Below are 25,994 nucleotides of genomic sequence, written 5' to 3'. Positions count from 1 at the left end.
ATGACGCCCAACGTCACGCTCGTGATCGCGATCGGCGTGCTGTTCGCGGCCGGCGTGTACCTGCTGCTCGAGCGGTCCCTGTCGCGCGTCCTGATCGGCGTCGTGCTGCTCGGCAACGGCGCGAACCTGCTGTTCCTCGTGGCCGGCGGCCGCGCGGGCCGCCCGCCGATCGTCGGGGCCGCCGACGAGGGGCAGATGAGCGACCCGCTCCCGCAGGCCATGGTGCTCACCGCGATCGTCATCACGCTCGGCATGACCGCGTTCCTGCTCGCCATGGCGTACCGGTCGTGGCAGCTGCAGCGGCACGACGAGGTGCAGGACGACGTCGAGGACCGGCGCATCGCGCGCCTCGCGGCGATCGACGAACGCGCGGTCACGGACGCCGACACCGAGGCGACCGCGCAGTCCCTGGACGAGGAGGCCGAAGAGGCCCGCGACGAGACCGACGAGGGGGTGGTGCAGCCGTGAGCGACTGGACCTGGGTCGTCCCGCTCCCCGTCGTCATCCCCCTGTTCAGCGCGGGCCTGACGCTCGCGCTGTACCGCCGCCCGCGCGTGCAGCCGGTGGTCTCGGTCACCGCGCTCGCGCTCGTCCTGGCCGCGTCGCTCGTGCTGCTGTTCCAGGCGGACAACGGCCCGCTCGTCGTCGACGTGGGCGGCTGGGCCGCGCCCGTGGGCATCAACCTCGTCGCGGACCGGCTCTCGTCGCTCATGCTGACGATCTCGTCGGCCGTGACGCTCTGCGTCCTGCTGTACTCGCTCGCGCAGGGCCGGGACGACGACGAGGAGTCCGCACCCGTCTCGATCTACCACCCGACGTTCCTGGTGCTGGCCGCGGGCGTCGCCAACGCGTTCCTGTCGGGCGACCTGTTCAACATCTACGTCGGCTTCGAGATCCTGCTCGCGGCGTCGTTCGTGCTCATCACGCTCGGCGGCACGCGCGACCGGATCCGCGCGGGCACGATCTACGTCGTCGTCGCGCTGCTGTCCTCGGTGCTGTTCCTCGTCGCGCTCGCCGCGATCTACGCCGCGACCGGCACCGTGAACCTCGCGCAGCTCTCGCTGCGCCTGCCGCACATCGACCCGGACGTGCGCCTCACGCTGCAGGTGCTGCTGCTGCTCGCGTTCGCCGTCAAGGCGGCGGTGTTCCCGCTGTCCGCGTGGCTCCCGGACTCCTACCCGACCGCGCCCGCACCCGTGACCGCGGTGTTCGCCGGCCTGCTCACCAAGGTCGGCGTGTACGCGATCATCCGCACGCAGACGCTGCTGTTCCCCGGCGGGCAGCTCGACGACGTCCTCATGTGGGCCGCGCTCGCGACGATGGTCGTCGGGATCCTCGGCGCGGTCGCGCAGGACGACATCAAACGACTCCTGTCGTTCACGCTCGTGAGCCACATCGGCTACATGATCTTCGGCATCGCGCTGTCCACCGAGGCGGGGTGGACCGCGGCGGTGTACTACGTCGCGCACCACATCACCGTGCAGACCGCGCTGTTCCTCGTCGTCGGCCTCGTCGAGCGCGTGGGCGGGTCCACGTCGCTGACCCGCCTCGGCGGCCTGGCGAAGATCGCCCCCGTGCTCGCGATCCTGTTCTTCGTGCCCGCCATGAACCTCGCCGGCATCCCGCCGCTGTCCGGGTTCCTCGGCAAGCTCGGGCTGCTGCAGGCGGGCGTCGACGCGGGCACCCCGCTCGCGTACGTGCTCGTCGTCGGGTCCGTCGTGACGTCGCTGCTCACGCTGTACGCGCTCGTGAAGGCGTGGAACAAGGCGTTCTGGCAGTCGCCGGCCGACACCCCGCGCCGCGCGCACCTGCCGTTCGGCATGGTCGGCCCGACCGCCGCGCTCGTCCTCGTCGGCCTCACCCTGACGTTCGCCGCCGGTCCGCTGTACGCGTACACCGAGCGCGCCGCGAACGCGTTCACGCTGCGGACCACGTACATCCACGCGGTTCTGCCCGACGGCGAGCGCGGCGAGGGCGAGTCCGCGGACGTGACGGAGGAGAGGGCCGAGGAGCAGCCGGACGAGCAGCCCGACGAGCCCGCGACCACCGGGGAGCACCCGTGAGCCTGCACCCGCGGCGCGCGCGCCGCCTGCCCTGGGGCACGGTCGTCTGGCTGACGGTCGTGTGGGTCTTCCTGTGGGGCGACCTGTCCGTCGCCAACGTGCTCGCGGGCGTCGTGCTCGCGCTGTTCGTGACGCTCGGGCTGCACATGGCGTCCGTCGACTTCCACGGCACGGTGCACCCCTGGGGCGTGGTGAAGCTGTTCACGCGGTTCGGGTGGGACCTGGTGCGCGCGTCGTTCGAGGTCGCGTTCATCGCGCTGCGGCCCGGGTACACGCCGCACGGCGCGGTGATCGGCGTGCAGCTGCGCAGCCACTCCGACCTGTACCTCACGATGACCGCCGAGCTGTGCTCGCTCGTGCCCGGCTCGCTCGTCGTCGAGGCGCACCGGCTCACCGGCCGGCTGTACCTGCACGTGCTGGACGTGGACGCGGCGGGCGGCATCGAGGCCGCGCGGCAGGCGGTGCTCGACCAGGAGGAGCGCGTGCTGCGTGCGTTCGCGTCCCGCGCCGAGCTGCGGTCCGCGGGCCTGCTCGGCCCGGCCGAGACGGGGGTGCGCGCATGACCTGGGTGGTGCTCGTCTGCGCGGCCATGATCACGGTCGGTGCCGCGCTCGCGATCGTCCGGGCCGAGCGCGGTCCGTCGATGCTCGACCGGACCATCGCGCTCGACATCACGGTCACCGCGGTGATCGCGGCGTTCGCGCTGTACGCGGCGTCGCAGCGCCGCGCCGACGTGGTGCCCGTGCTCGTCGTGCTCTCGCTCGTCGGCTTCGTGGGGTCGGTGACGATCGCGCGGTTCGCGGCCGTCGAGCCCGAGGGCGAGGGCCGCGTGCGCACGCGCGAGGAGGTCGCCGCCGAGGAGGCCGCGCGCCGCGAGGCGGAGGAGGCCGAGCTGCGACCCGCGGCGGAGCCCGAGGAGCACCACGGCGGCGGCGCTGAGGGGGAGGTCCGGTGAACGGTCTCGAGGGCGGCTCGGGCTGGGACACGCTCGCGGACGTGGTGTCCGTGGTGGCGCTGCTCGGCGGCTCGTTCCTGGTGCTCGCTGCGGGGGTCGGGGCGCTGCGGTTCCCTGACCTGCTCTCACGCATGCACGCGGGGACCAAGCCGCAGGTGCTCGGGCTGGTCCTCGTGCTCGTCGGGCTGGGCCTGCGGCTGCGCTCGGGCGGTGCGGTGTGGGCGCTCGTGCTCGTCGCGGTGTTCGGGCTGCTCACCGCGCCCGTGGCGGCGCACATGGTGGGGCGCGCGGGCTACCGCACGGGCAAGGTGCGCAACGACCTGCTGGTGACGGACGAGCTCACGCGGGACCTGCGCGAGGCGCGCACGCGCGACGACGCCTGACGCGCTCGTCGCCCGGGCGCGACCGGCTCAGCGCGTGTAGGTGCGCGCGGTCGGGCTCTCGACGAGCAGGCCGTCGCGCAGCTCGACCACGCGGTCGGCGAGCTGCGCGAGCTCCGGGTCCTGGGTGGCGACGACCACCGCGGTGCCGGTGTCGCGCGCGACGGCGACGAGCAGCCCGAACAGCGCGAGCGCACGCCACGAGTCGAGGCCGGCGGTCGGGTCCTCGGCGAGCACCACGCGCGGCCGGTGCACGAGCGCGCGCGCCACGGCGGCGCGCTGGCGCTGACCGAACGACACGGCCTCGGGCAGCAGGTCCGCACCGGCGCCGACGAACAGGCGGCCGAGCAGCGCCGCGGCGCGGTGCCGGGCCTCCGTGCCGGGCACGCCCATGCGCAGCAGCGGGAGCTCGACGTTCTGCACGAGCGTGAGCTCGGGGAGCAGGTCGTCGTCGGGGAAGACGAGGCCGAGCGCGCTCAGGCGCGTGGCGGCGAGCTCGTGCGGGCGCAGCGACGCGAGGTCCCGGCCGTCGAGCCGCACGCGACCGCGCACGGGGTGCACGAGCCCGGCGAGCGCCTGGAGCATCGTGGTGGTGCCGGAGCGGGCGGGCCCGAGCAGCGCGACGGCCTCGCCGTCGGCGACCTCGAGATGGGCACCGCGCAGCTCGGCCGGTGATCCGGTGCGTGCGACCAGGTCGCAGGCGGACAGCACGGACATGGCGCCTCGCAGCGTTGCGTCGGGGGTGGCCGGGGTTCGTGGGGAGAGCCGGCCGCGGGTACGCCGAGGTCCGACGACCCGCTTGGGTGGCATCTTGTCGTCCGACGCGCGGAGATTTGTCCGAATGTAACGATTAAGTCGGCCGGAAACGGTCTCTACGCCCGTGCGAGAGCCGATACCAGGCGTCCCAGGGGTCCCGGCGCGTCGCGCAACCGGCGCGTCGGCGCGAGGCTCATCGGCAGCGCGACCGCCGCGGCCGTGAGCACCCACGCCGAGTAGTCGATGCCCAGGAACAGCCAGATGCTGCCGTGCATCACGGCGACCGCGAGCACGAACAGCGCGCGCGTCCGGCGCCACGCGAGCCACAGCGGCGCGGTCAGCTCGAGCAGCAGCGCACCCGTCGCGAGCGCGCTCGCGACCACCACGTGGTCGGCCACCCACTGCGCGAGCCCGTCCGCGTGCGGCGAGACGCCCTGCCGCAGCACCCACGTCATGTTGTCCGACAGCGCCCACCCGACGCCCGAGTGCCGCAGCTTCTGCACACCCGTGAGCCAGTAGACGAGCGCGAGCGCGGCCAGCGCCGCGCGCGGCGGCCAGCCCCACGCGACCGCCCGCCGGTGGTCGTGGCCCGGCCTCGGCAGGCTCGCGAACAGCAGCGGGACACCCACCCACACCGTCAGGACGTCGTTGTGCAGGACCTTGCCCGACGACCCCCACAGCGCGCACAGCACCGCGTAGCAGGCCCACGCGACGACGAACCCCGCGTGCGCGCGGCGCCGCGCGAGCACGAGCCCCACCCCGCCGACGCCCAGCACGGCGAGCGCGACCGGCAGCCCCGCGGGCAGCGCGTCCGGCAGCCACGAGACGACCGTCAGGCCGTCGGTCAGCGCGGCGGGCCGGTCGGCGATCGCGGACCAGTCGCGCGTCACCAGGCGCAGGCCGATGACGAGCGCGACGAGCGTGTGCACCTCGCGCAGGCGGTAGCCGCGCCCCGGTGCGGTGAGCCGGCGGTCCAGGGTCCCGACGACCGCGCGCAGTCGCCCGCCCCGAGGGCGCTGCCCGGAGGTCGCCGGGGCGGGGCCCGTCGGGCCGGCCGGGCTCGTCGGGTGCGTCGGGTTCGTCGGCGTCGTCGCGTCGGCCGTCACAGCGTCACCTCCGCGAGCACCGTCGTCGTGCCGTGCGGGCGGCGCTCGCGCGTCGTCGGGTCCATCGTCCAGCGCGTGCGCTCGACCGCGACCGACGCGTACCCGGCCGGGTCCAGACCCGCGAGCCGCAGCCACGCGACGGCCTTCTCCCGGCGCACGCCGGTGGGCAGGTCGCGCAGGTCGACGAGCTGGTGCGAGGTCGCGACGAGCGGCTCGGAGCCCGGCATCGGCACCGGCACGCGCACGCCGTCGACGGTGGTCGCGACGAGCACGGTCGACGCGCCCTCCGCGGTGCGCACGGTGCTGAACAGGCGGAACGCGCTCACGGGCCACACCTCGGCCTCGACCAGCGCACCCAGGGCGATGACGCCGAGCACGCCCCACGTGACCGCACGCGCGCGTCGTCGTGCTCGTACGTCCTGAGACCTGCTCACCCGTCCCCCAGCGTCCGCGCCCCGCCCCCCTCGGGCAGCCGGCACGAACTCTGCCAGAAGGGGCACATCGTGCGGGCGCGTTTCGCGCCCCGACCTGCTCACACGACCCCGCCCGTGCGCTGCGGGGAGGTCTGCCCGCCGCTCGTCGTCCCGGTGGGGGTGGTTGGATGGCGGGGTCCGGACGAGCGGGTGGGACGAGCGAGGCGAGGGGTCGCAGGTGCGCGGGCGCGGCGAGGGGCACACCGAGGTCGTCGTCGTGGGCTCTGGCCCGAACGGGCTGGCCGCGGCGGTCACGTGCGCGCGCGCCGGGCTGCAGGTCACCGTCCTGGAGGCCCAGAGCACGAGCGGCGGCGGCGCGCGCACGCTCGACCTGGGGCTCGCCGACGGCGTGGTGCACGACATCTGCTCGGCCGTGCAGGCCATGGCATGGGCGTCGCCGTTCTTCCGCGGCTTCGACCTCGCGGCGCGGGGCGTCGAGCTCCTGACGCCCGAGGTGTCCTACGCGCAGCCGCTGCCGGGCGGGCGCTCGGGGATCGCGTACCGGGACCTGGACCGCACGGTCGACGCGCTCGGCGCGGACGGGCCCGCGTGGCGGACGCTCGTCGGACGGCTGTCGGAGCAGTGGCCGCACGTGGTGCGCATCGCGCTGGGCGACAAGCGCCACCTGCCGCCCGGGCTGCTGCCGGGCGGCGTGCCGACCGCGGCGGCGTTCGGGCTCGCGGTGCTCGAGCAGGGCACGCGCGCGTGGGACCGCCGGTTCTCCGGCGACGTCGCGCCCGCGCTGCTCACCGGCGTGGCGGCCCACGCGAGCACGCCGCTGCCGTCGCTCGCCGCCGCCGGCACCGCGCTGCTGCTGGCCTCGCTCGCGCACGCGGGCGAGGGGTGGTCCATCCCGCGCGGCGGGTCGCGTGCGATCACCGACGCGCTGCGCGCCGATCTCGAGGCGCACGGTGGCCAGGTCGTCACCGACCACCCCGTGCGGACCGCCGCGGACCTGCCGGGCGCGCACGCCTACCTGTTCGACACGAGCCCGCGCACGGTCGTCGACGTGCTCGGCGACCGGCTGCCCGACCGTGCGCGCCGAGCCCTGTCCGCGTTCCGGTACGGCGACGGCGCGAGCAAGGTCGACTTCGTGCTCTCCGGCCCGGTGCCGTGGACGGACCCGGAGGTCGCGCTCGCGGGGACCGTGCACCTGGGCGGGACGCGTGCCGAGATGGCGGCGGCCGAGGCGCAGGTCGCGCGCGGTCAGCACCCCGAGCGCCCGATGACGCTGCTGAGCGACCCCGCGGTGGTCGACCCCGGGCGCGTCGTCGGCGGGCTGCGGCCGCTGTGGACGTACGCGCACGTGCCCGCGGGCTCCGACGTGGACGTCACCGAGGCGGTCACCGCGCACGTCGAGCGGTACGCGCCGGGGTTCCGCGACGTCGTCGTCGCGAGCCGGTGCGTGCCCGCCGCGCGGATGGCCGAGCACAACGCGAACTACGTGGGCGGCGACATCGCGGCCGGCGCGATCACGATGTGGCAGATGGTCGCCCGGCCCACGCCGCGGCCCGACCCGTACGCGGTCGGGCTCGACGGGGTCTACCTGTGCTCGTCGTCGACCCCGCCGGGGCCGGGCGTGCACGGGCTCGGCGGCTGGTTCGCGGCGCGGCGCGCGATGCGCGACGTCTTCGGGATCACGACGGTCCCGGACCTGCGGCCCTGACGGCGCAGGTCGCGGGTCAGTCCGTCAGGTCGGACTTCACGGCGAACCGCGCGGTACCGCGCGTCGCGAGCGCGCGGGCGACCGCCACGGCGGCACCCGAGAGTGCCGCGGCGACGAGGATCTCGGCGAGCTGCGAGTCGCCCGGGTCCTCCGCCTTGGGCGGCTTGTGGCCGCGCGCGGCCTTCCAGGTCTGGTTGATCGCCTGGTTCGCCAGCCACGCGGCTGCGGCCGCCGTGGCGAGTCCGACGATCTTCGCGAGCATCGGTGTCGAGGGCTTGGCTGCCATGGACGCCGACGCTACCGCCCGCGGGCCGGGCGTGCGCGCTCCACGTGGGACTCCTCGACGCGCCGGCTGAGCCGGACGGTCGCGTCCGTCGCCTCGGGCGACCACGACGAGGTCGGCTACGACGTGATGCTGGACGACGCCGACACGTTCGCGCTCGGGACCCTGACGAGCACCGCGCGCGCGACGTCCTGGACGTCGCTGCCCACGGGCGGACGCTCGTACGGGCCCAGCGCCCCGGCGAACGTGAGCGTCACGCCGCAGCTGCCGCGCGTGGACGCCACCGTGTCGCAGACCACCCCGGACCCCGTGGTCGTCGGCCAGGCGGTCGCGTACGCGGTGGTCCTGACCAACGCGGGCAGCGGGCCGGCCGCGTCGGTCGAGCTGACCGCGACCCTCCCGACGGGATGGCAGTACGTCGACGGGAGCTCGACCGTCCAGGTCGGCGCCGCGGGCGCGGTCGCGCTGGACGACCCGACGGGCACGAGCACGCTCACCTGGTCGGACGTGCTGCCCGCCGGCGTACGGCTCGACGCGGGAGCCTCCGTGGTGCTGCGCTACCACGCGACACCGACCTCGGCCGCCGGGTCCGCGAGCGGGTCGGCCGCCGCGCACACCACGGTCGTGGCGGTCACGCACGTGACGGACCCCGCGGGCGGTGACTCGTACGACGGCGGCCGGGGCGAGTACCGCGGCACGGGGAGCTCCGCGGCCGCGGGCGCCTCGGCGACGTGGTCGGCCGTGGTGACCAACCACGGCCCGTCGGTCTCGCACGGTTCGGCGGCCGACCCGGTCGTCGTCACCGTGACGCTGCCCGAGGGCCTGTCCGTGACGACGCTGCTGGAGACGGGCGTGGTCTGCGCGGTGTCCGGCCGGACGCTGACCTGCGAGCGCCCGTGGGACCTCGCGGTCGGTGCGTCGGTGGGCGTCGACGTCACGGGCCTCGTCGACGCGACGCTGCTCCCGGCGGACGGCCCGCTCGTCGTGACCGCGGAGGTCACGCCGGCCACCGGCCAGGGCGACGACGCGCACGACGACGAGGACGCGACGAGCACGGCCGTCACGCACGCCGAGTCGCTCGGCATCACCACGACGGTCGTCGACGCGCTCGTCGCGGGCGGGACCGGGACGTTCGGCGTCTCGGTCCGCGACGACGGCCCGTCGGCCGCGCACGGCGTCGTCGTGACCGCCGACCTGCCCGCGGGCCTGAGCTACGCCGGTGGCGTCTCGTCGGACGACGACTGGACGTGCTCGGGCACGACGAGCGTCGTGTGCGCGCTCGACGGCGTCCTCGGCGTCGGTGCGAGCGCGGCCTCGTCGTTCACGTTCGACGTGGCCGTCGCGTCCGGCGTCACGGGCGACGTCGTCACCACGGCGGTCGTCGGGTCGCGCTGGCAGGGCGACCAGGACGACGACGAGGTCACGACGACCGTCACCGCGCACGCCGAGCTGAGCCTCGCGACGGCCGTCCTGACCGCGCCGGTCGCCGGCGGCACGGGCGTGTACCGCGTGCAGGTCGCGAACCGCGGCCCGTCGGACGCGCGCGACGTCGTCGTGACGGCCACGCTGCCCGCGGGGCTGACGTCCGCAGTGGACGTCGCGGACGTCGCCGCCGCGTCGACGGCGGACTGGGAGTGCTCCGGCACGTCCACGGTCGTGTGCGCGCTCGACGCCCCGCTGGCCCCCGGCGAGGTCGCCCGGCTCGACCTGCGGGTGTCCGCTGCCTCGTGGCTGACCGGCGACGTCGTCGTCACCGCGACCGTGTCGTCCTCGACGCCCGGCCTCGACGGCAGGGCGGCGTCGGCCACCGACCGGCACACGCTCCACGTCGAGGCGCCCGCCGACCCCGCCGACCCCGCCGACCCCGTCGACCCCGTCGATCCCGCCGACCCCGCCGCGCCCGCCGCGCCCGTCGACCAGGCCGAGCCGGTCGACCGTGCGCCGCTCGCCGTGACCGGTGTCGAGGTGGCGCTGCTCGCGCTGCTGGCGCTCGGCCTGGGCGTCGGCGGTGCCGGCGCGGTCGTCGTAGCACGCCGCCGCGAGGGGCGTCCCGCCTTCCGGGAGTGACGCACGTGCCACCCGCGCCCGCAGGTCGACCCCGCGGGCGCGGGTAGCATCGACCCCTGAACGACAGGGGAGCGCCGGGTTGGCACCAGGGCGCTGAGAGTGCGGGACAACCGCAGACCCTCGAACCTGATCCGGGTGATACCGGCGTAGGGAGTCGGGACTTCTCACCTCCGCCCCGTCGTGCCGGGGTGCTCGGTGCGACGGGCCGGTGGACCCCTCCTCGCAGACGACGCCAGGAGGCACCACCCCATGACCGGTCCGACGGTGCGCCGCACGCGCGCATCCCGACCCACCCGCCGCACGGCCGCGCTGCTCGGCGGTCTGCTGGTCCCCGCCCTCGTCCTCGCGGGCTGCTCGCTCACGGACGACGACCCGCAGGCGGGCGCCCCGACGCCTCCCGGGAGCTCCGGGACCGCCGGGGCCACCGCGTCGCCCGAGCTGGGCGGCACCGTCACGCTCGTCACGCACGACTCGTTCGCGCTGTCCGACGGCCTGCTCGAGAAGTTCACCGAGGAGACCGGCGTCGAGGTCGAGGTCGTCCAGCCCGGCGACGCCGGGGCCCTGGTGAACCAGCTCGTGCTCACCAAGGACGCGCCGCTCGGCGACCTGGTGTTCGGCATCGACAACGCGTTCGCGTCGCGTGCCCTCACCGAGGGGGTCGTCGAGCCGTACCGGTCGCAGGGCGACGCGGCCGCCGACGCGCTCGGCTTCGCCGTCGAGGGCGACACCGACGGTGCGCTCACCGCGGTGGACTTCGGCGACGTGTGCCTCAACGTGGACGACGCGTGGTTCGCGAAGCACGACGTGGAGCCGCCGACGACGCTCGACGACCTCACGAAGCCCGCGTACAAGGACCTGCTCGTCGTGCCCAACGCCGTGACGTCCTCGCCCGGGTTCGCGTTCCTGCTCGCCACGGTCGGCGCCAAGGGCGACGCGTGGCCGCAGTACTGGGACGAGCTCGTCGACAACGGCCTCAAGGTCGCCGACGGCTGGTCCGACGCGTACTTCACCGACTTCTCCGGTGGTGGCGGCAACGGGCCGCGCCCCATCGTGCTGTCCTACGCGTCGTCGCCGCCCGCGACCGTGCCGGACGGCGCCGACGAGCCGACGACGTCCGCGCTGCTCGACACGTGCTTCCGCCAGGTCGAGTACGCGGGCGTCCTCACGGGCGCCCGGAACCCCGCGGGCGCGCGGGCGCTGCTCGACTACCTGCTGTCCTACGAGGTGCAGGTCGACATCCCCGGCTCGATGTACATGTACCCCGTCGCGTCCGAGGTCGTGCTGCCCGCCGGGTGGACGCTGTGGGCGCCGCTCGCCGAGCACCCGTTCGAGGTCGCACCGGCCGAGATCGCCTCCAAGCGTGACGTCTGGCTCTCGACGTGGTCGCAGACCGTGATCGGCTGACATGACCGCGACGACCGCACTCCCGCGCCCCGTGCGCGACGCACCGGACGGGCCCGCACGCCCGTCGACCGGTGCGCGCGTCCGGGGCGCGGGCCTCGGTCGTGGGGCGGCGTGGACGGTCGCGGCGCTCGTGCCGCTCGCGTTCCTCGTCGTGTTCTTCGCCTACCCGGTCGCCGTGATGGTCGGGCGGGGCTTCGTCTCCGACGGGCGGCTGGACCTGTCCGGGTTCGCGGACGTGTTCGCGCGGCCCCGCACGTGGCGGATCATCGGGCAGACGCTCGCGCAGGCCGGGGTCGCGACGACGGTGAGCGTGCTCCTCGGCGTGCCAGGCGCCTACGTGCTCTACCGGCGCCGGTTCGCGGGGCGCGCCGCGGTGCGCGCCCTGGTGACCGTGCCGTTCGTGCTGCCGACCGTCGTCGTCGGCGTCGCGTTCCGGTCCCTGCTCGTCGAGAACGGGCCGCTCGGGTTCCTGCACCTCGACGGGACGTTCGCCGCCGTCGTCGCGGCCCTCGTGTTCTTCAACTACGCGATCGTCGTGCGCGGCGTCGGCGGCATGTGGGAGCGCCTCGACCCGCGCGCCGAGCAGGCCGCCCGCGCACTCGGCGCGACGCCCTGGCGCGCGTTCCGGACCGTCACGCTGCCCGCGCTGACACCCGCGATCGCGTCCGCCGCGTCGCTCGTGTTCCTGTTCTGCGCCACCGCGTTCGGCACGGTCCTCGTGCTCGGCGGCCTGCGTTACGGGACCGTCGAGACCGAGATCTGGGTGCAGACCACGCAGTTCCTCGACCTGCGCGCCGCCGCCGTGCTGTCGGTCGTGCAGCTCGTCGTCGTCGTGGCCGCCCTGCTCGTCGCCAACCGCGCGCGCGGGCGTCGCGAGCGCGCGCTCCCGCTCGCGAGCCCCGAGACGGCCGTGCGGCCCCTGCGCCTGCGCCGTCGCGCCGGGGAGCCACGAGACGACGGCCTCGGGCTCGAACGCGCCGCGGCCGCCGTCACCGCGCTCGTCGTGGCGCTCCTCGCGCTCCCGCTCGTCAACCTCGTCGTCCGCTCGCTGCGCGTCGGCGACGGGTGGGGGCTCGACCACTACGTCGCGCTGTCGAGCGTGCGCGGCGGCGTCACCGTCACCGTCTGGGAGGCCGCGCTCACGTCGCTGCGCACCGCGGTCGACGCGACGCTGCTCGCGCTGCTCGTGGGCGGGCTCGTCGCGCTCGTCGTGTCCCGCCGCCCCCGCCGGCCCGCCGCGCGCCGCGCCGTGGCCGGGATGGACGCCCTGTTCATGCTGCCGCTCGGGGTGTCCGCCGTGACCGTCGGGTTCGGGTTCCTGCTCGCGATGCACCAGCCGTTCGGCCTCGACCTCGACCTGCGCCGCTCCCCGCTGCTCGTGCCGATCGCGCAGGCCGTCGTCGCCGTGCCGCTCGTCGTGCGGACCGTGCTGCCCGTGCTGCGGGCCATCGACCCGCGTCTGCGCGAGGCCGCGGCGACCCTCGGCGCGGCACCCGGACGCGTCCTGCGCTCCGTCGACCTCGCCCTGGCCGGTCGCGCGCTCGGGCTGGCCGTCGGGTTCGCGTTCGCCGCGTCGCTCGGCGAGTTCGGCGCGACGGCGTTCCTCGCGCGGCCCGACCGGCCCACGCTGCCCGTCGTGATCTTCCGGCTCATCGGCCGGCCCGGGCCCGAGTCCTACGGCGCGGCGCTCGCGGCGTCCGTGGTGCTCGCGCTGCTGACCGCGAGCGTCGTCGCGGTGTGCGAGCGGCTGCGGCGCGCGGGAGAAGGAGGCGAGTGGTGACCACCGAGAGCACCGAGACGACGAACGTCCCGACGGGCACGGGTCCGACGAGTGCCGCGCGCCCGGCGGGGGCCGCGGGCCGCGCCCGCCCCGGTGCATCGACCGGGCTCGGCGTGCGCGACGTCGTCGTGCGCTACCCGTCCGCGCGCCGCCACCGACCCGGCACGACGGCAGTCGACGGTGTCCGCCTCGACGTCGCCCGCGGCGAGGTGCTCGCGCTGCTCGGTCCGTCCGGCTGCGGCAAGTCGTCGCTGCTGCGCGCCGTCGCAGGTCTCGAGCCGCTCGCGGGCGGCGACGTCACGTGGGACGGGCGGTCCGTCGCCGGCGAGCCCGTGCACCGGCGCGACTTCGGCCTCATGTTCCAGGACGGCCAGCTGTTCGCGCACCGCGACGTCGCGGGCAACATCGCCTACGGGCTCGCCGGCCGGCCGCGCGCAGAGGTCGCCGCGCGCGTCGAGCGGCTGCTCGAGCTCGTCGGGCTGCCCGGTGCGGGTCCGCGGTCGGTCGCCACCCTGTCCGGAGGGGAGCGTCAGCGCGTCGCGCTCGCGCGGGCGCTCGCGCCTGCCCCGCGGCTGCTCCTGCTCGACGAGCCCCTGTCCGCGCTCGACCGCTCCCTGCGCGAGCGCCTCGCGCTCGACCTGCGCGCCGCGCTGCTCGCCACCGGCACCACCGCGCTGTTCGTCACGCACGACCAGGACGAGGCGTTCGCCGTCGCCGACCGCGTCGCCGTGATGTCCGCGGGCCGGCTGCTGCAGGTCGCCGCCCCCGCGGAGCTGTGGCGCGCACCCGCGAGCGAGGAGGTCGCGCGCTTCCTCGGCTACGAGGCGTTCGTCGTCGCCGGAGACGCCCCGCGGCCGGTGCGGGACGCGGCGGGCGACCCGCCCGCCGACGCGACGCTCGCGCTCGCGCCCGGCGCGCTCGTCGTGCAGGACGACGACCGTGCCGGGACCGCCGACCACGACGACGCGCTCGCGGGCGTGGTGCTCGCGGTCCGCTCACGCCGCGGGAGCCCCACGCTGCACGTCGACGTGCCGGGCGTCGGCGAGGTCACGGCCGGCGCCGCTCCCGGCCTCATGGCGTCCCCCGGCGACCGGGTCCACCTCCGCGTCGCTCCCGGCGCGATCGTCGCCCTCCCCTCGCTCGCGCCGCCGTCCGCGCGCTGACCGCCGCCCGCTCGCGTGCGGCGTCGCGGGTCCTCGTCGTCGGATGGGTCGACGTGCGCGGTCCTGGTCCCGGGGCTAGCGTCCAAGACGACGAACCAGACGGGCAGGTGAGCGCCATGACGTTGGACCGTCGTGAGGTCGTGTCCCTCGAGATCCCCGCGGGTCTCGCCACGGTGTGGGAGCACCTGCGGGAGCCCGCGCTCGTCAGCCGGTGGTACGGCGCGGACGCGAGCGGCCAGGACCCGGGCGCGCGAGCGTTCGTCGACTCCGCGGTCGAGCGACGCGACGTCGAGCACGACTCGACGACCCACACCCTCACGTGGCCGAACCACGACGTGCTGAGCGTGACCGCCGCCGCGCACGAGCCGCACCTCACGCGGGTCGTCGTGACGCGGCGCAGCCACGACGCCCTGCCCGTGCGGTTCGACGGCAACATGGACGAGGTCGACGAGCGGTGGATCACCGACGTCCACCAGCTGCAGTTCGCGCTCGCGCACCAGGCCGGGCAGGAGCGCCGCACGCTCGTCGTGCAGGACGCCGACGCCGGCGAGCGCCGCACGCGCCTGCTCGACCGGCTCGGGCTGCACGGTGTGCGTGGTGTGCCCGTGGGTGGGCACCTGCAGGCGCAGCGGCCGGACGGCACGATGCTCGGCGGGACGCTGCTCTACAAGACGGACCACCAGCTCGGCATCCGGCTGCACGGCGTGACCGACTCGCTGCTCGTCCTGCTCGAGACGCCCGTCGGCTCCCACCCTCCGCACGGCACGGTCACCGCGGTGCTGTCCGTCTTCGGGTTGCAGGAGGACGCGTTCGCGGACGTCGCCGCGCGCTGGCAGGCGTGGTGGCGGGGCGCGGGCGTCCACGAGCCCCTGGTCACCACGGGCTGATCACCACGGGCTGACCCCCTGCTCGTGCGGTCGTCGCGCGGTCAGTCGGGCGGGGCGCTCTCGGGGTGCGGCTCGGGCTCGTCGGAACGGCCGAGGAGCGTCGCGACGACGAACGCGAGGACGAGCGTCAGGTAGGCCGCGCGGCCCTGCTGCCAGTGCCACGCGGCGATGCCGAGCACGACGAACCCGACGACGAGCCCCCCGGTCGTCAGCAGCAGCGCGCCTCGCTGACCGCGTCGCCGCAGCCGCCGCACCTGCCACGCCGCGAGCACACCGGCGGACAGCGCCAACCCGAAGGGGATCACGCGCCCACAGCCTAGGCCCGCCTCCCCTCACCCCCGCGGTCGGCCCCCGGGCCTGTTCTCGTCGACCCCGTGGTTGCTCCGGCTCTGGGGTGGCGAAGCCGGAGGGATGGCGGGGTCGCGGGGGGCAGGGACCGGGGGATGTCGACCACGAGGGGTTGTCGGCGATGTATTGGCGATATATCGTTAACTCGCCGTCGGAACACCGACGCACCCCTGAACCTCAAGGAGGCACCCCGATGCGACACGATCACGCAGGGTGCGGGCGGCGCGACGAGCGCCCCGACCCGATCGAGAACATCACCGGCCGCGAGCGCGGCGAGCGACGTCGTCGACCCGAGCGCGGCCCCTGGGCCGCAGGCCCCGAGGGCTGGGACGGTCCGCGGCGCGGACGTCGCGGCGGTCGCGGCTTCGGTCCCCGCGGCGGATGGCCCGAGACGCCGGGCGGACCGGGCTTCGGTCCCGCGCTCGGCCCCGGCTTCGGCCCCGGCCCGTTCGGCGCGGGCTTCGGACCTCGCGGTCCCCACGGCCCTGGCGGCCCTCGCGGCCACCGCGGTCGCGCCGGGCGCGGCGACACGCGCGCCGCGATCCTGCTGCTCCTCGCGGAGCAGCCCATGCACGGCTACCAGCTCATCCAGGAGATCGCGCAGCGCACCGACGGACGGTGGCGCCCGAGCCCGGGCGCGGTCTACCCCGCGCTGTCGGCGCTCGAGGACGAGGGCCTGGTGACCATCGAGCGCGAGTCCGGGCGCAAGCTGGCCCGGCTCACCGAGGCGGGCGGCACGTACGTCACGCAGCACGCCGACGAGCTCGGCGACCCGTGGCAGGCCGCGAGCGAGCGGCCCGAGCACCCCGGGGGGGCGCTGCGCCGCGCGATCGACACCCTCGCGGGTGCGGCCGAGCAGGTCGCGCGCGCGGGCACGCCGGAGCAGGTGGAGCGGGCCGTCGCCGCGATCGACGCGGCGCGCCGCGAGCTGTACCGCCTGCTGGCGGACGAGCCCACGGCCCGCGGGGCCGACGGCGCGACGCCGGACGCCCCGGTCGACGAGCCCCAGGACTCCCCGGAGTCCTGACACGCGGCTCGGGACGCACGAACGGCCGGTGACGCATCTCGCGTCGCCGGCCGTTCGACGTCCCCGGCTCGTCGCGGCTCACCCGGGGCACTGCCCGGTGGTCAGGCGATCTTGAGCTGCCACTCGCCCGCGCAGCCCGCGGGGCGGAACCCGAGGGCGATGTTGATCGCGAGCATGTGGTCGTTCTCCTCGGCGTTCCACGTGTCGATGCGCCGCGCCTGCGGGCGGACCTCGGCGAGCCGCTGGAGGTTGACCGCCTTGAGCAGCATCCCCAGCCGGTGGCCGCGGTGTCCTTCGGCGACGAGCGTGTCCTCCTGGTGCACGAGGTCGCGTACCGGGGGGATCTCCTCGAGCGTCGTGTATCCGGCGAGCCGGCCGGTCGCGACGTGCTGCACAGCCACCGTCCACGAGCGGATGCCCCGCGCGTCGTGCGTGTCCTCGAGGGTGCGCACACGCTTCGCGTCCCACACGTCCTGCTCGTAGTCGAGCCCGCCGAGCGGCGGGGCGACGCTCATCTCCGTGTAGAGCGCCGCGGCCTGGTCGACGAGCTCGTCGGGCACGTGCTCGTCCCACGTGACGACGCGGTACGCGTCGCCGGCGGCCCGCGCGGCGTCGGCGCGGAACGACTCGAGCGCGTCGGGGTCGACGGGCAGCTCGAGGACCGAGCGGCGCGCGACCTGCTCGAGCGCCCAGCCGCGCGCGGCGAGGAACCGTACGCCGGCGTCGTCGACGGGCACACGTCCGGAGCCGGTGGTCGCCGAGCGGGCCGTCGGGCCCTCGGGCGGCTCGGCGCGGTGGTCGGTCTCGGCCATGAGCGTGGTGCGGCCGTGCGCGCGGGCGAGCCGCAGCACCTCGTCGTACAGGGCGCCGCCGATGCCCTCGCGCCGGTGGGCGGGTCGCACCACCACGCCGACGTACGCCCAGGCCGTGTTCTCCTGCAACGGGAGGAAGAGCAGGCCGGTGCCGAGCACGTGCTCGGGCCGCACCTCGTCGTCCGGGGGCGCGTCGTCGGCGACGGCGACCAGCCGGATCGTCGTCTCGTACGGCTGCGGGCGCGACGACTCGAGCAGCTCGGCGGCCGTGCGCGCGTAGTCGTCGTTGCCCCACACGTCGCGGTTGACCTCGTTGACCGCCTCCGTGTACCCGCGCAGCAGCGCGGCCCCCGGCTCCGTCGCCGAGGCCGTGACCGGTACCTCCCGGATGCTCACCATGTGGACAGGGTGCGCGCGCGAAGGTCCCCGGCGCCACCGGAATTCGGTGCCTACCCTCGGGGCATGAACTGGCTCGAGGTCGTCGGGTGGATCGGCTCGGTGCTCGTCGTCGTGTCGCTGATGCAGGCACGCGTGCTGCGCTTCCGGGTGCTGAATCTGGCGGGCGCGGCGATCGCGACCGTCTACAACGTCGTGATCGACGTGTGGCCGTTCGCGGCCATGAACGGTGCGATCGCCGTCATCGACGTGTACTGGCTGTGGCGGCTGCTGCGCGAGCGGCACGACGAGGCGGCGTACGAGGTCGTCGAGGTCGCGCCGGACGACGCGTACCTGGCGCGCGTGCTCGACGTGCACGCCGCCGACATCGCGCGGTTCGCGCCGACGCCCGTGGAGCGGCCGACGAGCGCCGCGGGACCGACGGGGACGGGGACGACGTCCGCGTTCCTCGTCGTGCGCGGCGACGAGACGGTGGGCGTGGTGCAGCTGCGCGACGAGGGGGAGCGCACGGCGCGCGTGCTGCTCGACTACGTGACGCCGCGGTTCCGGGACTTCACGCCCGGGGAGTTCGTGTACCGGCGCAGCGGGGTGTTCACCGAGCGCGGGTTCGACCGGCTCGTGGTGGAGCCGGTCGCGACGAACCAGGACTACTTCCGGAGGGTGGGGTTCGCGCCCGCGGACGACGGGACATGGACGCGGGCGGTCGTCGCGGCGTGACGCGGGGCGTCCCGGTTTGCGGTCCCGGGGCGTGGTCCCGGGGTGCGGTCCCCGGGTGCGGTCCCCGGGTGCGGATCCGGCCCGGGGCGGCCTAGAGTTCGGATCACCGAACTTCAGGTCGAGGAGAACCGGATGGCCGAGGCGCCCGTCGTCGTGCGCAGCCCCCGCGAGCGGCACCCCGTGCCGCGCCGACGCGGCGCGCTGCTGCTCGGCCCCGCGTTCGTCGCGGCCATCGCGTACGTCGACCCGGGGAACGTCGCCGCGAACCTCACCGCCGGCGCGCGGTACGGGTACCTGCTGCTGTGGGTGCTCGTCGCCGCCAACGCCATGGCCGTCCTGGTGCAGTACCAGTCGGCCAAGCTCGGACTCGTCACCGGGCAGTCGCTGCCCGACGTGCTCGGTGCCCGCCTGCGCCGCGGGCCGCGGCTCGCGTTCTGGGGGCAGGCCGAGCTCGTCGCCGCTGCCACCGACGTCGCCGAGGTCGTCGGCGGGGCCATCGCGCTGCACCTGCTGTTCGGGCTGCCGCTGTGGCTCGGCGGCGTGATCGTCGGCGCCGTGTCGCTCGCGCTGCTCGCCACGCAGGACCGCTACGGGCAGCGACGGTTCGAGCACGTCGTCGTCGCGCTGCTCGCCGTCATCACCCTCGGGTTCCTCGCGGGGCTCGTCGTCTCCCCGCCCGACGCGCGCGGCATGCTCTCCGGCCTCGTCCCGAGGTTCGAGGGCACCGACTCCGTGCTGCTCGCCGCGTCCATGCTCGGCGCGACCGTCATGCCGCACGCGATCTACGTGCACTCCGCGCTCGCGCGCGACCGGCACGGGCACGCCGAACCCGGGCCGTGGCGCGACCGCCTGCTGCGCGCGACACGCTGGGATGTCGGCATCGCGCTCGTCGTCGCGGGCGTCGTCAACATCGGCCTGCTGCTGCTCGCGGCCGCCGGGCTGCGCGGTGAGCCCGGCACCGACACCATCGAGGGCGCGCACGCCGCGATCACCACAGCGCTCGGGCCCGTCGTCGGGCTCGCGTTCGCCGTCGGGCTGCTCGCCTCCGGGCTCGCGTCCACGTCCGTCGGCGCCTACGCGGGCGCGACGATCATGGCCGGGCTGCTGCACCGGCGGATCCCGATGCTCGTGCGGCGCGTCGCGACGATCATCCCCGCCGTGCTGCTGCTCGCGCTGGGCGCCGACCCCACCTGGACGCTCGTCGTCTCCCAGGTCGTCCTGAGCTTCGGCATCCCGTTCGCCGTGATCCCGCTCGTGCGGTTCACGCGCAGCCGCGACGTCATGGGCGAGGCGCGCACGCGCACCGGGCTGCACGTCGTGCTCGTGCTCGTCGTCGCGCTCGTCGTCGTGCTCAACGCGACGCTGCTCGTGCTGCTCGTCGGGTCCTGACGCGCCGCCGGGCCGGGCGCCGCGTCGTGCGGCACCCGGTCCGGCGGTCGTCGTCCCCGCGGTCGTCGTGCGGGGTCAGTCTTGCGGGGTCAGTCCTCCGCGACCGACGTCCCGACGTCCTCGGTGCCGCCCGGCTCGCCCGTGACCGCGCCCTCGAGCACCGCGTCGACGTCGAACACGTCGATCTGCGGCGACGTCCCCGCGGACCCGTCCGCGAGCGTCGGACGGACCTCGGCGACCGACGCGGTCGACGGCCACCACGCCGCCCAGGTGCCGTCCTCGACGGTCGCCTCGACCGTCGAGCCGTCGGTCAGCTCCAGCTCGACCGACGCCACGTCCGCCCCCACACGACCCAGCCCGAAGCCCCACGGCTCGTCGGACGTCGCGTTCTCCACGCCGCCCGACACGAACGACGCGCCGTCCGCACCCGGAGGCGTGTCGTCGCCGACGATGCCGATGCTCGTGTACTCGCCCTCCGGCTCGGCCCCGCTCGTGCCGCGGCCCGTCGACGCCGAGCCCCCTGCGCCCGACACCACGAACGACGTCGCCACGCTCGGCCCGATCAGGCACGACTGCAGGCCCGCGTCGGAGCGCAGCACCGTGAACGTCGTCGACCCGCGACGGTCCGCGATCACCGGCTGGGCGTCCTGCAGGTTGTCGAGCCCGTCGCGCTGGTCGGCGGGCACCTCCGCCGCGGCGCCGGTGCGCAGCGCGAGGCACTTCTCGCCCGCGGCCTCGAGCTCGTCGGCCGTCACCGACGCGGGCACCGCGGTCCAGCCCGCGAACGCCGGCGTGTCCGACGGGTTCGGCAGCACGAGCGTCACCGCGGCCACGGCGGCGGCCGCGGCACCCACGAGCCCCACGCGCGCGGCGGTCGAACGGCGGCGCGGGAGACGGTCCCGCAGGTCGGGGACCTCGTCGGCGGCGATGCGGGCCGTCACCAGGTCCTGCGCCGCGGACAGGCCCGCCGGGTCCACGAGATCGGGCGGACGCAGCTCCGTGAGCCGGTCCGAAGGTCGGGATCTGGTCGTCATGATCGTCCTTCCGGAGAGACGAGAGTCAGGTCGGTGCGCGCCGCCGGCGGGCTCGCCGGGTCGTCCGCGGCCAGCGAGCCGTCGAGGCGGCGCCGGGCGCGGTGCAGGCGCACCTTGAACGCGGACACCGAGCAGCCGGCCACGCGGGCCGCCTGCCCGGGGGACAGCCCGTCCCACGCGACGAGCAGGAGCGCCTCCCGCTCGACCGGGGTCAGGGCCGCCAGGGCCCGCAGCAACGCGTCACGTTCGGAGACGACCTCGTCCGCGGAGGACGGGGCGGGGGCCACGACGGCGTGCAGACGAGCGAGCTCGTCGGACAGCACGCGAGCGCGGTGGCGCGAACGGCGGTGGGACGCGACGGTGTTGCGGGCGACGACGAGGAGCCACGGGAGCGGCTCGCCCGGGACGTCGGCCAGTCGCCGCCAGGCGACCAGGAACGTCTCGGCGACGATCTCGGGCGCCTCGTCACGGTCGACGTGGCGCAGCGCGTACGCCTGGATGCGGGGGGCGTAGCGGTCCCACAGGTCGGAGAACCGCTGCGCGTCGCTCGGCTGGTCTGTGCTCACACCAGGAAGTGTCCCGGCGGGGCCCAGGGTTACGTCAGGTCCGGCGCGGGCTGCTCGTCAGCGGGTGCGGGCTGCTCGTCGGTGTGCGCCACGTGCCGCAGCTGACGCCAGATCACGACGACGAACACCGCCGACCCGACGAACGCGAACCAGAACGGCGCCGTCACGCCCCAGTGCCGCGCGAGGAGACCGCCGATCCCCGAGCCGACGACGAGCCCGCCGAAGATGCCCATGACGTTGACGGCCTGCACACGGCCCTGCAGCCCGGTCGGCACCGCGCGCTGCCGCACCGAGACGGCCGTCGTCGACCACACGAACGCGTGCGCCCCGAACACGAAGAACACCGCCAGACCCACCCACGCGGTCGTCGTGAGCGCGAGCGCCAGGTGCGTGAGCGTCTCGATGACCAGACCGATCCGCATGAGGTCCGCGAGCGTCACGTGCCGCGTGATCCAGCCGTACGCGCTCGTCGCGATGATCCCGCCGACCGCCTGCACCGTCGTGATGAGCCCGAACCCGACCGCCCCGAGCCCCAGCTGCTCCCGCGCGTACAGCACCAGCACCGACCACGCCGCGCCGTACGTCACGTTGAAGATCAGCACCGTGAGGATCAGCGTGCGCACCGCCGCGTGGTGCCGCACCCACCGCACGCCCTCGGCGATGTCCGCGCGCACGTGCGAGCGCTCGTGCCGCTGCCGCCCGTGCGGAGGCAGGCGTACGCGCGAGATCAGCAGCGCACCCGCGAGCACCAGCACGCCGTACATCGCGAACGGCACCGCCTGCGCCGCGGCGAACAGCGCCGCGCCGATCGGCGGCGCCGCCATCTGGTTGACCGTGATCATGCCGGTCTGGATGCGCTGGTTCGCAGCAGGGATGTCGTCGCGGTGCACCAGCATCGGCACGAGCGTGCTCGACGCGTTGTCCGCGAACGTCTCCGTCGTCCCGAGCACGAACAGCGCTGCCAGCACCAGCACGATCGGCGCCGCGTCCAGCGCGACCGCCACGGCCAGACCGCCGACGACGACCGCGCGCAGCACGTCCACCGTCAGGATCAGCCGCCGCCGGTCGAGCCGGTCCGTCAGCACTCCCGCCCACAGCGAGAACAGCAGCGGCGGCAGCCACTGCACGGTCGCCGCGAGCGCCACCAGGAACGCGTCGTCCGTCCGCGACGCGACCAGCAGCGGACCGGCCGCGAGCACGATGCCGTCGGCCAGGTTCGTCGTCCACGACGACGCCAGCACCCACCGGAAGGGTGTACCGAGCCTCGAAGGGGTGAACAGCTCGACCGTCCGGTCGAGGGTCTTGCGCAGCACCGTGCGACGATACCTGTCGCCCGGAGGACTCAAGGCCCTGGTCGACCCGCACCCCCGGTGGGACGATCACGAGAGCCGGAGACCCCGGCGCCCCTTTGGTCGAAGTTCCCACGAGGAGTCCGTCGTGTCCGCCGTCAGCCTGTCCGCAGCCCGTCCGTCCGTCGCGTTCTCCGTGCGCGTGCGCCGGTTCGTCGAGACCGTCCGCTGGGCGCCCGCCCCGCGCTTCGAGGGCTCCGCCGCCCGCCGTCTGGCGTTCGTCGGGTACCTCGTCGGAAGCATGGTCGCGTGGGTGCTGGTGGGGGTCGGCGTCTCGGCGCTGCTGGGCGCGCTCGTCGCCTGAGCCTCGAGCTCACACCGCCGACGGTCCCGCGGGCCGGTCGGCGTCGTCGTCGTCCGTGAGCGCGGGTGGGCCGGTCGCTGCCGGCGCGCGCGGCACCAGGCGCAACGCCAGCGCGCCGACGAGCACCACGACGACCGCCCCGACGACCGCCACGAGGCGCTCCGAGCCGACCGCCCACCCGCGCCCCGCCGGGTCGAGCACGCGCATGAGCACGACGGTCGCGAGCGCGGTGTTGAGCCACAGCGGCGACGTCCACGTGAGCGTCGCGACGAGCAGCACGACGAGCGCCACCGCGTGCAGCACCGGCGGCAGGTCGCCGAGCGGGGCGAGCACCCCGACGACGATACCGAGGACCGTCCCCGCGGCCCGCGCCAGCACGGCCGCCCCGAGCGACCCCTTCTGCGGCACGAGCAGCAGGAACACGGTCACGGGCAGCCAGTACGCGTGCGGCGCGTCCCACGTGTCCGCGAGCCACGCCGCCGCGGCGGACCCCAGCCCCGCCACGAGCCCGAGGCTCAGGGCGTCCCGGGTCGGTACGCGCCGGGCGGAGCGGCTCGGCGGCACGCCCACGCGCCGCGCGACGAGCGCCGCGTACACGCTCGCGGCCACCGCGCACAGCACCACGACGAACCGTGACCCGGAGCCCGGCTGCACGCTCGCCGCCCCCGCGCACACCAGCGCGACCGGGCCCATGAGGCCCGCGCGGGCCGCGAGGCCGGTCGCCAGCCCCAGCACCCCGAGCCACGCGACCCACCACGGCGAGCCGTGCGCGAGCACCGTCCCCACGGTCGCGAGCGCGAGCACCGGCACCAGCGCGAGCGCGGTCCGCCAGCCCGCCCGCAGCGCGAGGATCAGGCCGTAGATCGCGCCCGCCGCGGCCGCGCCGAGCCCACCGACCCCGCCGACCAGCGCGCCTGCGGCGAGCGTCGGCACCAGCAGGACGGCGATCAGCAACGCGGCGCCGCGAGCGCGCTGGAGGACCGGGCGCGGCCCCTCGTCGTGCGCGCCCTGCTGCCCCTGCCGGCCCTGCTCGTCCTGGGTGGACCCCGCCGTCGCGTCCACCCGTCCAGGCTACGGCGCGGGGTCCGTCCGGGGCAGGGGCGTGCGGAGCACGGGCGCGGCGGGGTCGCTGTTGTCGACGACGAGCGTCGCGCGCCGCGCCGGCGTGCACGAGCCCAGGTACAGCCGCTGCCCGTCGACGTAGCGGCGGTTGCGGGCGTCGTCGGGGTCCGGCGGGCAGCCGTCGCGCACCGCCATGCGGCGGAACGTCTCCTCGAACGGCACGTCGAGGAACAGCGACACGTCCCACTGGTCGGCGAGCTCGTCGCGGTGCAGGAAGATCCCGTCGACGACGAGCACCGCGTCGTCCGGCGCGGTGCGCTGCGGTGCGTCGACGGGCTCGTCGGACCGGTGGTCGAACACCGCGGTGCGGTACCGCCGGTCGCCGCCCGGGCCGAGCGGCTCCAGCACCTCGCGGCGCAGCGCGGCGTAGTCGTACGAGTCGAGGAAGAACCCTTCCGGGGAGGTCCGCCCTCGCCGGTACCGCTCGCGCGCGGGCCGGTGGAACCCGTCGACCGACACCCGCACCACGGTGACGCCCGCGGCGCGCAGCGCGTCGGCGAGCGCATCGGCGAACCAGGTCTTCCCGGCCCCGTCGACCCCGTCCACCCCCACCCGCACCGGCCGCCCGCCGGCCGACGCCCGGGCCTCCAGCACGACCCCGACGACCCGCCCCATCACCCCACCCATCCGCGCAACCTACCCCCCGCTCCCTCAGGACCCCCGACCCCGACCACCGGTTCGCGCATCCCTGGGTAGGTCGTGAGTCGGTGGGTGGGTCGCGCAGTCATCCGCGCGACTCACCGCTGGATACGCGCCTCACCGACAGATGCGCGACCACCGGAAGTCCGGAGGGGCGGTCCCCCCGGCTGCGCTGGTCGTCACTGCCCTGGTAGGTCGTGAGTCGGTGGGTGGGTCGCGCAGTCATCCGCGCGACTCACCGCTGGACATGCGCCTCACCGACAGATGCACGACCAACCGATCGCGGTGCCGGGGGAGCCCAGCGGGCGGGGGTCAGCGGCGGCCGGTGAGCGGGGACAGGAGCGGGGCGGGGCGGGTCGTCGGCGGGAGGGCGCCGGCGGGGAGGACGCGGTGGGTGCGGTCGATGATCGTCGAGATGGTGTCCGCGGCGGTGAGGTGCACCGTCTGCCAGCCCGCCTCAGCGAACGCGTCGCGCCGGAGCTTCTCCTCGAGCAGCTTGTGGCGCGGGGCGTCGGTGTACTTGGCGACGCCGTCGTACTCGACCGCGACCTTCCACTGCGGCCACCCGAGGTCCGCCCAGTAGGTGCCGCGCGGTGTCACCACGCGGACCTGCGTCTGCGGCGGCGGCCACCCCGCGCGCAGGAAGGCGAAGCGCGCCATCGTCTCCCGCGCGGACTCGGCGCCGTCGTCGGCGAGCGCGACGAGCAGCCGCGCCCGCGCGCTGCCCGGCCCGCGGGCGCCCGCGACGAGATCGGCGAGCCGGTCCGGCGCGAGCCCGACGCGCAGCGCGCCGTCCGCGACGACGAGGCCTGCCAGCGGGGACAGTCCCACCAGGCAGTCACGGACGGTGAGAGCCAGGTCGGTCACCGGCAGTCCGATCACGCTCGTGACGTGCTCGTCCGGCGGCAGCGGTCGGTGGTGCCGGACCGCGGGGTCCGCGTTCCCGCTGCCCCGGTGCTCGTGGCGGACGTGGGTGTGGGGCTCGACCTCCCACAGCGCGAGCCCGTGCAGCACGGCGGCGGTCGTGTGGCTGAACACGTGGCGTGCGCTCGTCCTGCGGTGCACGCCGACGGCGCGGGCGACGACGAGCGCGCGTGGGTCGGTCACGCTCGTCGGCACGTACACGCCGCACCCGGCCCGGGTCCACTCGCCGGCGGCGACCCGCGAGGCGATGACCCACGAGGGGTGTTCGTCGGCGTGCACGACGACGGGCCGGGGGACGGCGAGGGCTGCGCTGCTGGATCCGGGACGCCGTGGCATGCGGCCACGGTGCTCGGCCGGTCGCCGCCGCGGGCGGCGACACCACCG

27 protein-coding genes and 1 riboswitch are annotated in these 25,994 nt (G+C 75.6%); of the genes, 15 read left to right on the top strand and 12 right to left on the bottom strand.

Annotated features, from left to right (window positions below; all coding sequences use genetic code 11):
- From F1D97_RS02555 to mnhG, 5 genes are read left to right on the top strand one after another with little or no spacing between them, the layout of a single operon-like run.
- Nucleotides 1–468, top strand: a complete 468-nt coding sequence (locus F1D97_RS02555; protein ID WP_236122173.1) for a Na(+)/H(+) antiporter subunit C — start codon at nucleotides 1–3, stop codon at nucleotides 466–468.
- The gene (locus F1D97_RS02550) at nucleotides 465–2,063 is read left to right on the top strand and encodes a Na+/H+ antiporter subunit D (protein ID WP_236122172.1); all 1,599 of its coding nucleotides are present in this window, start codon (nucleotides 465–467) and stop codon (nucleotides 2,061–2,063) included. The genes F1D97_RS02555 and F1D97_RS02550 overlap by 4 nt, the downstream gene beginning before the upstream one ends.
- Nucleotides 2,060–2,626, top strand: a complete 567-nt coding sequence (locus tag F1D97_RS02545) for a Na+/H+ antiporter subunit E (protein ID WP_236122171.1) — start codon at nucleotides 2,060–2,062, stop codon at nucleotides 2,624–2,626. Before F1D97_RS02550 ends, F1D97_RS02545 begins: the two co-directional genes overlap by 4 nt.
- Nucleotides 2,623–3,018, top strand: a complete 396-nt coding sequence (locus F1D97_RS02540) for a monovalent cation/H+ antiporter complex subunit F (protein ID WP_236122170.1) — start codon at nucleotides 2,623–2,625, stop codon at nucleotides 3,016–3,018. The genes F1D97_RS02545 and F1D97_RS02540 overlap by 4 nt, the downstream gene beginning before the upstream one ends.
- Complete coding sequence (gene mnhG / locus F1D97_RS02535; RefSeq protein ID WP_236122169.1) at nucleotides 3,015–3,401, top strand: monovalent cation/H(+) antiporter subunit G; 387 nt, start codon at nucleotides 3,015–3,017, stop codon at nucleotides 3,399–3,401. Before F1D97_RS02540 ends, mnhG begins: the two co-directional genes overlap by 4 nt.
- 27 nt (nucleotides 3,402–3,428) lie before the next feature.
- Here mnhG and F1D97_RS02530 read toward each other — a convergent pair whose 3' ends face one another.
- The 3 genes from F1D97_RS02530 to F1D97_RS02520 all read right to left on the bottom strand — a co-directional run bounded on the left by F1D97_RS02530 (nucleotide 3,429) and on the right by F1D97_RS02520 (nucleotide 5,694).
- Nucleotides 3,429–4,115 carry an ABC transporter ATP-binding protein gene (locus F1D97_RS02530; RefSeq protein ID WP_236122168.1) on the bottom strand — a complete coding sequence of 229 codons (687 nt, stop codon included), beginning with the start codon at nucleotides 4,113–4,115 and terminating at the stop codon, nucleotides 3,429–3,431.
- Between the two features lie 155 nt (nucleotides 4,116–4,270).
- Nucleotides 4,271–5,260 (bottom strand): hypothetical protein, encoded by a 990-nt coding sequence (locus F1D97_RS02525; protein ID WP_236122167.1) that lies wholly within the window; start codon nucleotides 5,258–5,260, stop codon nucleotides 4,271–4,273.
- Nucleotides 5,257–5,694: a hypothetical protein gene (locus F1D97_RS02520; RefSeq protein ID WP_236122166.1), complete on the bottom strand. Its 438-nt coding sequence runs from the start codon at nucleotides 5,692–5,694 to the stop codon at nucleotides 5,257–5,259. Before F1D97_RS02520 ends, F1D97_RS02525 begins: the two co-directional genes overlap by 4 nt.
- 217 nt (nucleotides 5,695–5,911) lie before the next feature.
- Between F1D97_RS02520 and F1D97_RS02515 the strand changes: the two genes are divergently transcribed.
- Nucleotides 5,912–7,399 (top strand): phytoene desaturase family protein, encoded by a 1,488-nt coding sequence (locus F1D97_RS02515; RefSeq protein WP_236122165.1) that lies wholly within the window; start codon nucleotides 5,912–5,914, stop codon nucleotides 7,397–7,399.
- A 16-nt stretch (nucleotides 7,400–7,415) separates the two neighbouring features.
- Here the strand turns inward: F1D97_RS02515 and F1D97_RS02510 are convergent, their stop codons facing one another.
- Nucleotides 7,416–7,685 carry a DUF4235 domain-containing protein gene (locus F1D97_RS02510; protein WP_236122164.1) on the bottom strand — a complete coding sequence of 90 codons (270 nt, stop codon included), beginning with the start codon at nucleotides 7,683–7,685 and terminating at the stop codon, nucleotides 7,416–7,418.
- A gap of 126 nt (nucleotides 7,686–7,811) precedes the next feature.
- Between F1D97_RS02510 and F1D97_RS17400 the strand changes: the two genes are divergently transcribed.
- The 5 genes from F1D97_RS17400 to F1D97_RS02475 all read left to right on the top strand — a co-directional run bounded on the left by F1D97_RS17400 (nucleotide 7,812) and on the right by F1D97_RS02475 (nucleotide 14,983).
- A complete protein-coding gene (locus tag F1D97_RS17400; protein WP_263008800.1) occupies nucleotides 7,812–9,749 on the top strand; it encodes a DUF11 domain-containing protein in 1,938 nt (645 codons plus the stop codon).
- Nucleotides 9,750–9,804: 55 nt separating this feature from the next.
- Nucleotides 9,805–9,919: riboswitch (TPP riboswitch) on the top strand.
- A gap of 79 nt (nucleotides 9,920–9,998) precedes the next feature.
- A complete protein-coding gene (locus F1D97_RS02490; RefSeq protein WP_236122163.1) occupies nucleotides 9,999–11,153 on the top strand; it encodes a thiamine ABC transporter substrate-binding protein in 1,155 nt (384 codons plus the stop codon).
- Between the two features lies 1 nt (nucleotide 11,154).
- A complete protein-coding gene (locus F1D97_RS02485; protein WP_236122162.1) occupies nucleotides 11,155–12,933 on the top strand; it encodes an ABC transporter permease in 1,779 nt (592 codons plus the stop codon).
- A 113-nt stretch (nucleotides 12,934–13,046) separates the two neighbouring features.
- Nucleotides 13,047–14,096, top strand: a complete 1,050-nt coding sequence (locus F1D97_RS02480; RefSeq protein WP_236123457.1) for an ABC transporter ATP-binding protein — start codon at nucleotides 13,047–13,049, stop codon at nucleotides 14,094–14,096.
- Between the two features lie 116 nt (nucleotides 14,097–14,212).
- On the top strand, nucleotides 14,213–14,983 hold the full coding sequence (locus tag F1D97_RS02475; protein ID WP_236122161.1) for a hypothetical protein: 771 nt from the start codon (nucleotides 14,213–14,215) through the stop codon (nucleotides 14,981–14,983).
- A gap of 41 nt (nucleotides 14,984–15,024) precedes the next feature.
- On the opposite strand, the gene F1D97_RS02470 is transcribed toward F1D97_RS02475, so the two are convergent.
- The gene (locus tag F1D97_RS02470; protein ID WP_236122160.1) at nucleotides 15,025–15,288 is read right to left on the bottom strand and encodes a hypothetical protein; all 264 of its coding nucleotides are present in this window, start codon (nucleotides 15,286–15,288) and stop codon (nucleotides 15,025–15,027) included.
- 236 nt (nucleotides 15,289–15,524) lie between these two features.
- Between F1D97_RS02470 and F1D97_RS02465 the strand changes: the two genes are divergently transcribed.
- Nucleotides 15,525–16,358, top strand: a complete 834-nt coding sequence (locus F1D97_RS02465) for a PadR family transcriptional regulator (protein ID WP_236122159.1) — start codon at nucleotides 15,525–15,527, stop codon at nucleotides 16,356–16,358.
- 101 nt (nucleotides 16,359–16,459) lie between these two features.
- On the opposite strand, the gene F1D97_RS02460 is transcribed toward F1D97_RS02465, so the two are convergent.
- The gene (locus F1D97_RS02460) at nucleotides 16,460–17,569 is read right to left on the bottom strand and encodes a GNAT family N-acetyltransferase (RefSeq protein WP_236122158.1); all 1,110 of its coding nucleotides are present in this window, start codon (nucleotides 17,567–17,569) and stop codon (nucleotides 16,460–16,462) included.
- Nucleotides 17,570–17,632: 63 nt separating this feature from the next.
- Here F1D97_RS02460 and F1D97_RS02455 point away from each other — a divergent pair, with 63 nt between their 5' ends.
- Together F1D97_RS02455 and F1D97_RS02450 are read left to right on the top strand one after the other, a co-directional pair.
- Nucleotides 17,633–18,283: a hypothetical protein gene (locus tag F1D97_RS02455; protein ID WP_236122157.1), complete on the top strand. Its 651-nt coding sequence runs from the start codon at nucleotides 17,633–17,635 to the stop codon at nucleotides 18,281–18,283.
- 132 nt (nucleotides 18,284–18,415) lie between these two features.
- Nucleotides 18,416–19,672 (top strand): Nramp family divalent metal transporter, encoded by a 1,257-nt coding sequence (locus F1D97_RS02450; RefSeq protein WP_236122156.1) that lies wholly within the window; start codon nucleotides 18,416–18,418, stop codon nucleotides 19,670–19,672.
- Between the two features lie 89 nt (nucleotides 19,673–19,761).
- Here the strand turns inward: F1D97_RS02450 and F1D97_RS02445 are convergent, their stop codons facing one another.
- Genes F1D97_RS02445 through F1D97_RS02435 form a run of 3 tightly spaced genes read right to left on the bottom strand, consistent with a single transcriptional unit; the run spans nucleotide 19,762 to nucleotide 22,585 of the window.
- Nucleotides 19,762–20,706 (bottom strand): hypothetical protein, encoded by a 945-nt coding sequence (locus tag F1D97_RS02445; protein WP_236122155.1) that lies wholly within the window; start codon nucleotides 20,704–20,706, stop codon nucleotides 19,762–19,764.
- Nucleotides 20,703–21,272, bottom strand: coding sequence for an RNA polymerase sigma factor (locus F1D97_RS02440; RefSeq protein ID WP_236122154.1), 570 nt, complete (start codon nucleotides 21,270–21,272; stop codon nucleotides 20,703–20,705). The genes F1D97_RS02445 and F1D97_RS02440 overlap by 4 nt, the downstream gene beginning before the upstream one ends.
- A 29-nt stretch (nucleotides 21,273–21,301) precedes the next feature.
- On the bottom strand, nucleotides 21,302–22,585 hold the full coding sequence (locus tag F1D97_RS02435; RefSeq protein ID WP_236122153.1) for an MFS transporter: 1,284 nt from the start codon (nucleotides 22,583–22,585) through the stop codon (nucleotides 21,302–21,304).
- A 124-nt stretch (nucleotides 22,586–22,709) separates the two neighbouring features.
- Between F1D97_RS02435 and F1D97_RS02430 the strand changes: the two genes are divergently transcribed.
- Nucleotides 22,710–22,925: a chemotaxis protein CheW gene (locus F1D97_RS02430; RefSeq protein WP_236122152.1), complete on the top strand. Its 216-nt coding sequence runs from the start codon at nucleotides 22,710–22,712 to the stop codon at nucleotides 22,923–22,925.
- Nucleotides 22,926–22,934: 9 nt separating this feature from the next.
- Here the strand turns inward: F1D97_RS02430 and F1D97_RS02425 are convergent, their stop codons facing one another.
- From F1D97_RS02425 to F1D97_RS02415, 3 genes are all read right to left on the bottom strand, one after another.
- A complete protein-coding gene (locus tag F1D97_RS02425; RefSeq protein WP_236122151.1) occupies nucleotides 22,935–23,987 on the bottom strand; it encodes an FUSC family protein in 1,053 nt (350 codons plus the stop codon).
- 9 nt (nucleotides 23,988–23,996) lie between these two features.
- On the bottom strand, nucleotides 23,997–24,674 hold the full coding sequence (locus F1D97_RS02420) for a nucleoside/nucleotide kinase family protein (RefSeq protein ID WP_236122150.1): 678 nt from the start codon (nucleotides 24,672–24,674) through the stop codon (nucleotides 23,997–23,999).
- A gap of 324 nt (nucleotides 24,675–24,998) precedes the next feature.
- Nucleotides 24,999–25,946, bottom strand: coding sequence for a hypothetical protein (locus F1D97_RS02415; protein WP_236122149.1), 948 nt, complete (start codon nucleotides 25,944–25,946; stop codon nucleotides 24,999–25,001).
- Nucleotides 25,947–25,994: the final 48 nt, after the last annotated feature.

It is taken from the genome of Cellulomonas palmilytica (genome assembly GCF_021590045.1).
In the GTDB taxonomy this organism is placed as follows: Bacteria; Actinomycetota; Actinomycetes; order Actinomycetales; family Cellulomonadaceae; genus Cellulomonas; species Cellulomonas palmilytica.
The sequence above is the reverse complement of the archived record's forward strand: the minus strand, read 5'-3'. Positions and strand labels throughout refer to the sequence as shown.

Bases quoted from the DNA above. Each gene is read 5' to 3' on its own strand.
- F1D97_RS02450 (WP_236122156.1), top strand. From the start codon at position 18,416: ATGGCCGAGGCGCCCGTCGTCGTGCGCAGCCCCCGCGAGCGGCACCCC.
- F1D97_RS02415 (WP_236122149.1), bottom strand. From the start codon at position 25,946: ATGCCACGGCGTCCCGGATCCAGCAGCGCAGCCCTCGCCGTCCCCCGG.
- F1D97_RS02420 (WP_236122150.1), bottom strand. From the start codon at position 24,674: ATGGGTGGGGTGATGGGGCGGGTCGTCGGGGTCGTGCTGGAGGCCCGG.
- F1D97_RS17400 (WP_263008800.1), top strand. From the start codon at position 7,812: ATGCTGGACGACGCCGACACGTTCGCGCTCGGGACCCTGACGAGCACC.
- F1D97_RS02455 (WP_236122157.1), top strand. From the start codon at position 17,633: ATGAACTGGCTCGAGGTCGTCGGGTGGATCGGCTCGGTGCTCGTCGTC.
- F1D97_RS02475 (WP_236122161.1), top strand. From the start codon at position 14,213: ATGACGTTGGACCGTCGTGAGGTCGTGTCCCTCGAGATCCCCGCGGGT.
- F1D97_RS02555 (WP_236122173.1), top strand. From the start codon at position 1: ATGACGCCCAACGTCACGCTCGTGATCGCGATCGGCGTGCTGTTCGCG.
- F1D97_RS02530 (WP_236122168.1), bottom strand. From the start codon at position 4,115: ATGTCCGTGCTGTCCGCCTGCGACCTGGTCGCACGCACCGGATCACCG.
- F1D97_RS02540 (WP_236122170.1), top strand. From the start codon at position 2,623: ATGACCTGGGTGGTGCTCGTCTGCGCGGCCATGATCACGGTCGGTGCC.
- F1D97_RS02490 (WP_236122163.1), top strand. From the start codon at position 9,999: ATGACCGGTCCGACGGTGCGCCGCACGCGCGCATCCCGACCCACCCGC.
- F1D97_RS02465 (WP_236122159.1), top strand. From the start codon at position 15,525: ATGCGACACGATCACGCAGGGTGCGGGCGGCGCGACGAGCGCCCCGAC.
- F1D97_RS02460 (WP_236122158.1), bottom strand. From the start codon at position 17,569: ATGGTGAGCATCCGGGAGGTACCGGTCACGGCCTCGGCGACGGAGCCG.
- F1D97_RS02445 (WP_236122155.1), bottom strand. From the start codon at position 20,706: ATGACGACCAGATCCCGACCTTCGGACCGGCTCACGGAGCTGCGTCCG.
- F1D97_RS02485 (WP_236122162.1), top strand. From the start codon at position 11,155: ATGACCGCGACGACCGCACTCCCGCGCCCCGTGCGCGACGCACCGGAC.
- F1D97_RS02510 (WP_236122164.1), bottom strand. From the start codon at position 7,685: ATGGCAGCCAAGCCCTCGACACCGATGCTCGCGAAGATCGTCGGACTC.